Annotated in this window: 7 protein-coding genes; 2 read left to right on the top strand and 5 right to left on the bottom strand. The window is 69.4% G+C overall.

Annotated elements, in window-relative coordinates; translation table 11 throughout:
- Positions 1–46: 46 nt before the first annotated feature.
- The 4 genes from WBP48_RS01165 to WBP48_RS01150 form a co-directional block, all read right to left on the bottom strand.
- Positions 47–1,399 carry a bifunctional folylpolyglutamate synthase/dihydrofolate synthase gene (locus WBP48_RS01165; protein ID WP_424434840.1) on the bottom strand — a complete coding sequence of 451 codons (1,353 nt, stop codon included), beginning with the start codon at positions 1,397–1,399 and terminating at the stop codon, positions 47–49.
- A complete protein-coding gene (gene ileS, locus WBP48_RS01160; RefSeq protein WP_424434837.1) occupies positions 1,396–4,803 on the bottom strand; it encodes an isoleucine--tRNA ligase in 3,408 nt (1,135 codons plus the stop codon). Before ileS ends, WBP48_RS01165 begins: the two co-directional genes overlap by 4 nt.
- A gap of 273 nt (positions 4,804–5,076) precedes the next feature.
- Complete coding sequence (locus WBP48_RS01155) at positions 5,077–5,790, bottom strand: hypothetical protein (protein ID WP_424434834.1); 714 nt, start codon at positions 5,788–5,790, stop codon at positions 5,077–5,079.
- Complete coding sequence (locus WBP48_RS01150; protein WP_424434831.1) at positions 5,787–5,942, bottom strand: CopG family transcriptional regulator; 156 nt, start codon at positions 5,940–5,942, stop codon at positions 5,787–5,789. Before WBP48_RS01150 ends, WBP48_RS01155 begins: the two co-directional genes overlap by 4 nt.
- A gap of 51 nt (positions 5,943–5,993) precedes the next feature.
- Between WBP48_RS01150 and WBP48_RS01145 the strand changes: the two genes are divergently transcribed.
- Together WBP48_RS01145 and WBP48_RS01140 are read left to right on the top strand one after the other, a co-directional pair.
- Complete coding sequence (locus tag WBP48_RS01145) at positions 5,994–6,653, top strand: hypothetical protein (protein WP_424434829.1); 660 nt, start codon at positions 5,994–5,996, stop codon at positions 6,651–6,653.
- A complete protein-coding gene (locus WBP48_RS01140) occupies positions 6,650–7,201 on the top strand; it encodes a GNAT family N-acetyltransferase (RefSeq protein WP_424434826.1) in 552 nt (183 codons plus the stop codon). Before WBP48_RS01145 ends, WBP48_RS01140 begins: the two co-directional genes overlap by 4 nt.
- A 191-nt stretch (positions 7,202–7,392) precedes the next feature.
- Here WBP48_RS01140 and WBP48_RS01135 read toward each other — a convergent pair.
- Positions 7,393–8,101: endonuclease domain-containing protein (locus WBP48_RS01135; protein ID WP_424434823.1), on the bottom strand; the 709-nt coding region annotated here is incomplete at its 5' end.

Here is an 8,101-nt window from a genome sequence, read left to right as displayed (position 1 = left end):
GCCGCGGGGTCCTGCGAGGACGCGGACGGTGGCCCGTCCGATTCACTCATCCCTGCCATCCGTTCATCCAATCGTCCGTGGCGGCGAGCTCGAGCGCCTCGCCGGCCAGCACGACACTCCCGGCGATGACGACGGCGCGACGGTCGGATCCCGCGGCCCACTCCCGCGCCGCATCGGCCGCCTCCGACAGGTTCTCGTGGACCGTGACGGGCACTCCCGCCGCCTCGACGAGGTCGGCCAGCCGGTCCGGGTCGGCCGCACGATCCGAGTCCGGCGCCGTGACGAACACGTGCGTCGCGGCCGGCGCGATGCTCGCGACGATGCCCGCCGTGTCCTTGTCGCCGAACACACCGAGCACGACGCCCCACTCGTCGAAATCGAACGAGTCTCCCAGCGCGGCCACGAGGGCACGGGCGCCGTGTGGATTGTGCGCGCTGTCGACGAGCACGGTGGGCGCGACCCCGACCAGTTGTAGCCGGCCGGGAGAGGTGACCTGTGCGAGGCCCTCCGTGAGCACGTCGCCGGCGATCGGCTGCGTCCCGCCCCCGATGAGTGACTCGACGGCGGCGATCGCAAGCGCCGCATTGTGCCCCTGGTGGGGACCGAAAAGCGGTAGATACAGGTCGTCGTAGGTGCCGGCGAGCCCCTTCACGCTCAGCTGCTGTCCGCCGACGGCGAGCCGCCGGGAGATCAGACCGAACGCGTCCCCCTCCACCGCGAGGCTCGCGCGATGCACCGCAACGGCGGCCTCCAGGACGCGCAGCGCGTCGGCATCCTGGGCCGCCGACACGGCAGCGGCGCCGTCCTTGATGATCCCCGACTTGACGGTCGCGATCTCCGCGATCGTCTCACCGAGCCGGTCGGCATGGTCGATGTCGATCGGGGCGAAGACCGCGACATCGCCGTCGGCGGTGTTCGTCGAATCCCACGCGCCGCCCATGCCCACCTCGATCACGGCGACATCGACCGGCGCATCGGCGAACGCGACGAACGCGAGCACCGTGAGCAGTTCGAAGAAGGTCAGTGGCGCATCGCCGGATGCCGCGAGTTCAGCGTCCACGAGCGCGACGAGCGGTGTGATCTCCTCCCACGCATCCGCGATCAGCGCGTCGTCGATCGGCTCGCCGTCGATCATGATCCGCTCGGTGAACCGCTCCAGATGGGGACTCGTGAACAGCCCGGTGCGCAGTCCGTGCGCACGCACGATGCTCTCCACGATGCGGCTCGTCGAAGTCTTGCCGTTCGTGCCGGTCACGTGCACGACGCGGTAGGTGCGCTGCGGATCATCGAGCAGTTCGAGCACGCGCCGCGTGCGCTCCACCCGCGGCTGCACCCAGCGCTCGCCCTGGCGAGTCAGTAGCGCCGCATAGACGACGTCGGCCCGGTCGCGATCGCTCATGAGACCACCGCCACCCGTGCCACACCCACCGTGAACGCTTCGCGACTGGCGTAGGTTCCGCGCCCCACGATCGCCTCGTACTCCGGCGCTGTCGACAGCACGGTCTCCGACGTCGCGAGCGTCGCCGTGCGGGTGCGCACGGTCCACGAAGCCGCCAGCGTCTCGCCAGCCACATCCGCGGCGTCGAACCCGCGGACCAGCGCCGCCGCGTCGGAATCGTCTTCGAACAGCAGCTGCAGCTGGATGCGGTCGCTGACGTCGAAGCCGGCGGCCTTGCGGGTGTCCTGCACGGCGCGGATGACGTCGCGCGCGAGGCCTTCCGCTTCCAGCTCCGGCGTCGTCGCCGTGTCCAGCAGGACGAAGCCACCGCCCGCGAGCAACGCGATGGCCGTGCCCTCCGCGACGCCGCCGGCTTCGAGGGTCAGCTCGTACTCTGCCGGATCGAGGGCCACGCCGTCGACGACGACCACGCCATCCTCGGTGGCCCACAACCCGGCCCTCGCCCCGGCGATGACGTGCTGCACCCGCTTGCCTAGCCGCGGGCCGGCGACACGCGCATTGACCGCCAGTCGCTGCGTGATGCCGTAGCTCTCGGCGAGGCCTTCGGTGAGCTCAACGACCTCGACGGACTTCACGTTGAGCTCGTCGCGCACGATGTCCTCGAACTGAGAGAGAGCGGCGGCATCGGTGACAGCGACGGTCAGCTTCGGCAGCGGCAGCCGCACGCGCTTGCCCTCTTTCTTGCGCAGTGCGTTCGCGACCGACGAGACCTCTCGCACGGTATCCATCGCGGCCCGGATGTCGGTCGCAGCGGGGAACGCGTCAGCATCCGGCCAGTCCTGCAGGTGCACGCTGCGCCCGCCGGTGAGGCCCTGCCAGATCCGCTCGGTGACCAGCGGCAGCAGCGGCGCCGCGACGCGCGTGAGTGTCTCGAGCACCGTGTATAGGGTGTCGAACGCCTCGGTGGATGCCGGGTCGTCCGACACTCCGACCCAGAAGCGGTCGCGGGACCGGCGGATGTACCAGTTGGTGAGCGCTTCGGCGAACGCGCGGAGCGTTGCCGCAGCCGTCGTCGAGTCCAGGTCGTCGAGTTCGGTGGCGACGTCACGGACGAGTTCGCCGGTGAGGGCGAGGATGTACCGGTCGAGCACGTTCGTGGAGTCGGTGCGCCAGCGGGCCTCGTACCCTGCGCCGTCGGAACTGTCGACACCCCGCGCCGCGTTGGCGTACGTCGCGAAGAAGTACCACGCGTTCCACAACGGCAGCAGGAACTCCCGCACGCCGGCGCGAATGCCCTCCTCCGTCACGACGAGGTTGCCGCCCCGCAGGACAGAGGACGCCATCAGGAACCACCGCATGGCATCCGACCCGTCGCGGTCGAACACTTCGCTCACATCGGGATAGTTGCGGAGGGACTTGCTCATCTTCTGGCCGTCGCTGCCGAGCACGATGCCGTGGCAGGCGACCCCGGTGAACGCGGGTCGGTCGAACAGAGCGCCGGAGAGCACGTGCATGACGTAGAACCAGCCGCGGGTCTGCCCGATGTACTCGACGATGAAGTCGGCGGGCGCGTGCTCATCGAACCACTCGCGGTTCTCGAACGGGTAGTGCACCTGCGCGTAGGGCATCGAGCCGGAGTCGAACCAGACGTCGAAGACGTCTTCGATGCGGCGCATCGTGCTCTTGCCGGTCGGGTCATCGGGGTTGGGGCGGGTGAGTTCGTCGATGTAGGGACGGTGCAGGTCGACCTCGCCCGCCTCGTTGCGCGGCAGTCGCCCGAAGTCGCGCTCCAGGTCGGCGAGCGAACCGTAGACGTCGACCCGCGGGTGCTCCGGGTCGTCGCTGCGCCACACCGGGATGGGCGAGCCCCAGAAGCGGTTGCGGCTGACCGACCAGTCGCGGGCGCCCTCGAGCCACTTGCCGAACTGGCCGTGCTTGACGTTCTCGGGTGCCCAGGTGATCTGCTCGTTCAGCTCGACGAGGCGATCCTTGAACGCCGTGACGCGCACGAACCAGCTGGAGACCGCCTTGTAGATGAGGGGGTTCCGGCAGCGCCAGCAGTGCGGGTAGGAGTGCTCGTACGACGCCTCGCGCAGCAGCCGCCCTGCCGCACGCAGCAGCCGGATGAGCGGCCGGTTCGCATCCATCCACAGCTCGCCGGCGACGTCCGTCACCTGCGGCAGGAACTTGCCGCCGTCGTCGAGACTCATGATGAGAGGGATGCCGGCGGCCTCCGTGACCCGCTGGTCGTCCTCACCGTAGGCCGGCGCCTGGTGGACGATGCCGGTGCCGTCGCTCGTCGTCACGTAGTCGTCCACGAGGATGCGCCACGCGCTCGCGGTGCCCCACACCTCGGCATCCGTGTAGTAGTCGAACAGCCGGTCGTACTGCACGTCCGCGAGCTCAGAGCCGCGGATCGTGCGCTCGACCGCCTCGGCCGCGTCTGCGGGGTTCTCGTAGCCGAGGTCCTTCGCATATCCGGCGAGGAGGTCGGAGGCGAGCAGGTATCGATGGGCGGTCGCGCTCTCGCTAACCCGGTCGTCGAGTGCCGGCGCGTCAGCGCCGGTGTATCGAGACGCCTGCGCCACGTCAGCGGCGCCGCGCGGGCCCGCGGGCACGACGACGTAATCGATGTCGGGGCCGACGGCGAGGGCGAGGTTCGTCGGGAGCGTCCACGGCGTCGTCGTCCATGCGAGCGCCCGCACTCCCGTGAGGCCGAGCGCCTCCGCCTTGGCGCCGACGAGCGGGAAGGTGATGGTGACCGAGGGGTCCTGGCGCATCTTGTAGACGTCGTCGTCCATGCGCAGCTCGTGGTTGGACAGCGGCGTCTCGTCGCGCCAGCAGTAGGGGAGCACGCGGTATCCCTCGTAGGCGAGTCCCTTGTCCCACAGGCCTTTGAAGGCCCACAGCACCGACTCCATGAATCCCGTGTCGAGCGTCTTGTAGCCACGGTCGAAGTCGACCCATCGGGCCTGGCGCGTCACGTAGTCCTGCCACTGCTGCGTGTACTCCAGGACGGAGGCGCGCGCGCTCGCGTTGAAAGCGGCGATGCCCATGTCCTCGATCTCGCTCTTCTCGGTGATGCCGAGCTGCTTCATCGCCTCGAGCTCTGCGGGCAGGCCGTGCGTGTCCCAACCGAAGACACGGTCGACCTTCTTGCCGCGCATCGTCTGGAACCGCGGGAAGAGGTCTTTCGCGTAGCCGGTCAGCAGGTGGCCGTAGTGCGGCAGGCCGTTGGCGAACGGCGGGCCGTCGTAGAACACCCACTCGTCGGCGCCCTCGCGGTTCGCGATCGAGGCCCGGAACGTGTCGTCCCGCTCCCAGAAGTCGAGCACTTCGCCCTCGATCTCGGGGAACCGTGGGCTCGGCACGACGGGCTCGTCGGAATTGGTCGGGTAGGTCATGTCACTCCAGCAGGTGCTCGTGCCCGCTCGATTCGAGCGCGGCGCTTCCTGCGAGGACGATCGACGTGCGACCGCGGTACCACCCCGCTTGGCGGATGCCGCCGGCATCCACCCTCTTTCCTGCGGCTGTGACGGGCCTGCCCCGCGCGGTTCTAGTGGGCGGCGCGCCGCTGTTCTTCCGCGAGCTCCCCGGTGATGGCCGGATCGAAGCCGATGCTCGATCATACCGCCCCGGCCCGAATCCCGCCCCCGCGCGCGTGCGTACGCGGGGCGTCACTCGATGCGGTGATACCCGTACATGTCGTCGTATGGGCCGGCGACCCACAGGTGCCATCCCACCGGCGTCGTGATGAGCAGCGTGCGGTTGTACGCCTCGTCGACGATCGAGGTCTCGAAGCCGGCCGCTGCCACCTGCTGCGACAACACCTCGAGGTCGCCCTCGAATACCAGTCCGAAGGAGATGCTCGGCGATTCCGCCGCATGGAACGCCACGGAACCGCCACCCGACGCCTCGAATTCGATCCACGACCCGGCATCCGACGCGAGCACGGGTCGCAACCCCACCGCCGTGAGGATCGGCGCGACGGCGGCGCTGTCCGCATCGAACCAGATCGGCTGCATCATCGGCGCACCGTGCACTTCGCGTACGCCCGCGGACAGCGTGATGCATGCCCCCGACACTGCGGTTACGACCAGGAGGGGTCCCACGTCGTCGAGCACAGTCCGTTCGACGCGGACTCCGGTGCCGATCAGCGACTCCGCGCACGCCTCGAGGTCGGAGACGAGCAGGTGGAGCTGCGTGGTCTCGGCGAGCGCGTCCCCCGCATCGACGGCGTGCACGGCGAGAACGCCCTCGCCGTCGAATTCGCTCCAGTTGCGTTGCGGCGCGAACGCCGGGGTCAGCCCCAGCGCCAAGGCGAGATCGTGCCACTTCTCCGGAGCGGCGGTGTAGTGAATCGCCTGCACGCAGATCGTTGCGGTGGTCATTGCTGCTCCTCCAGGTATCGGGTCATGACGTGCTCCACGAGCGCGGAGAGCGAAAGCCTCTCATCGATCGCGCGGTGCTTGATGTCGCGTACCAGCGCACCGGGCAGATACACGTTGAACTGCAGTTTCGGCTCGTCTGTCTCTGCTCGCATGCTAGCAATATAGCACGCTTCGGCAGGACCGACCGCCGTAGGCTGAATGCCATGGCTCGTCGCACCGCCGCACCTGTTCCGCCGCGCGATCACACCCCCGATCTGCCACCCCTGCGCGCGGAGCTCAGCCGCCTCGCGGCGCGCGCCGAAGTGGTCGGCGCGGATGTCACGCTGGAGGCCGGCGACGTGGATGCCGCGCACGCCCGGCTGGCGGAGTCGCACCTGTCCGCGGCATCCGTCGGCCGACTCGACCTCACCGGCGCGACGCTGGCCGACGTCGCAATCGACGACCTGCGCGCCGTGGAGCTCACCGCCCGCGACAGCACGTGGCGGAACGTCGTCGTCGACGGCGGGCGCATCGGCACGCTCGACGGACTGCGGGCGGAGTGGGACGGCGTGACCCTGCGGGGCCTGCGCATCGACTACCTGTCGCTGCCCTCGGCATCCCTCACTGATGTACGGATCGTCGGGTGCGGTATCGGCACGCTCGATCTGCCCGAGGGACGCCTGACGCGCGTGCTGTTCGAGGACACGCGCGCCGACGAGGTCGACACTCGCGGCCTGCGCCCGGCCGACCTCGACCTCCGAGGCCTGGAGGCGCTGACGTTCACCGATCCGCGAGGGCTGTCTGGCACGTGGCTGTCACGACGCCAGGCCGAACTGCACGCCCTGCCGTTCGCGCAGGCCCTCGGCATCCGGATCGCCGAATGATCCTCTCGACCGCGCGCCTCGACCTGCGCGAGCTGACGGATGCCGACGTGCCCGCGCTGGCGGCGATCCTCACCGATCCCGTCGCGATGGCAGCCTACGAGGGCGCGTTCACCAACGAGGAGGTGGCGGACTGGCTGCACCGGCAGCGCGAGCGCTATGCGCGCGACGGCTTCGGCCTGTGGGCCGTCGTCGAGCGCGAGACGGGCGAGATGATCGGCCAGTGCGGCATCACGCGGCAGCGGATCGACGACGACGAGGTCATCGAGGTCGGCTACCTGTTTCAGCGGGCGCACTGGCATCACGGGTACGCCGCGGAGGCGGCATCCGCCTGCCGCGACTGGGCGTTCGAGAACCTCGCGATCGACGCACTCTATGCAAAGGTTCGCTCCACCAACGTCGCCTCGATGAACGTGGCGATCCGGCTCGGCATGACCGTTCGCCGCACGTTCATCAGTCACTACCGCGGCGTCGACATGCCGCACCTGGCGTTCGCGCTGTCGCGCGGTGACTGGCGGGCGCGCGGGCACACGGCGCCGGTAGGTTCCTGAGGAGATTGCAGGATCCCGAGGACCGGATGCCGGGATTTCGTCCTCAGGATCCGCCATATCCTCAGCATCCGGCGCCCGGCATCCGGCGCCCGGCATCCGGCGCTGCACGCCCGCTGCGGCGGCTCAGCTCTTCAGTGGCGCTGCCGCGCCGTGGGGCGAGGAAGCCTGGGTCATGTCACGAGACTTTCGCGTTAGCGCACGAGGTGTAGTCCCTGCGCCACAGCGCGCATGATGAGGTCCTGCACCTCGTGCCAGCGATTCACGACCTGGTCGTATCCCACCCGGATGACGTAGTAGCCGAGCAGCATGAGCAGCGCGTCGTGGCGGATGTCGGCGTCACGCTGCGCGCCGACGTGCGTGCCCCCGTCGATCTGCAAGACCAGTCGATCTCCGATCAGAAAGTCGACGCGGTGCCCGGCGAGCCACACCTGCGGCACGATCGGGAGCCGCAGCCACGCCAGTCGCGGCGGGACGAACGATTCGAGTCCGGAGTTGTGGAAGGGCGAGGCGACGTCGCAGAGCTCGCGCGCTCGACCTCGATACGGCAGTCGCCGCAATTCCGGCAGCGTCACCAGTCGCCGATCGAGTGCGGACTCCCAGATCGTGAGTGCCTGCTCGTGGTCGAGGCATTCCGCGACGAGCCCGAGTACGTTCTCGATCGGATCGACCAGGGCGTCGGGATGCCGCGGCACGATCGGCTGACTCCAGTGAATCAGCGCGTGGCGCCGACCCGACGCAGCATCGACGCCGACCTTCACCCCGCCCGAACGCGGGCTGGCCGCAACGTGCGGGCGATCCCCGGGGTCGAGCACCCAGAGGCCGAGCCGCACAGCCGCCGTCACGCAAGAGACCACGACGCCGTCGCGAGCGGCTGCGACGAGGTGGGCGTCGGCGCCGGGC

Source organism: Microbacterium sp. (assembly GCF_049661145.1).
In the GTDB taxonomy this organism is placed as follows: Bacteria; Actinomycetota; Actinomycetes; order Actinomycetales; family Microbacteriaceae; genus Microbacterium.
This window is presented reverse-complemented; position numbering and strand designations above follow the sequence as displayed.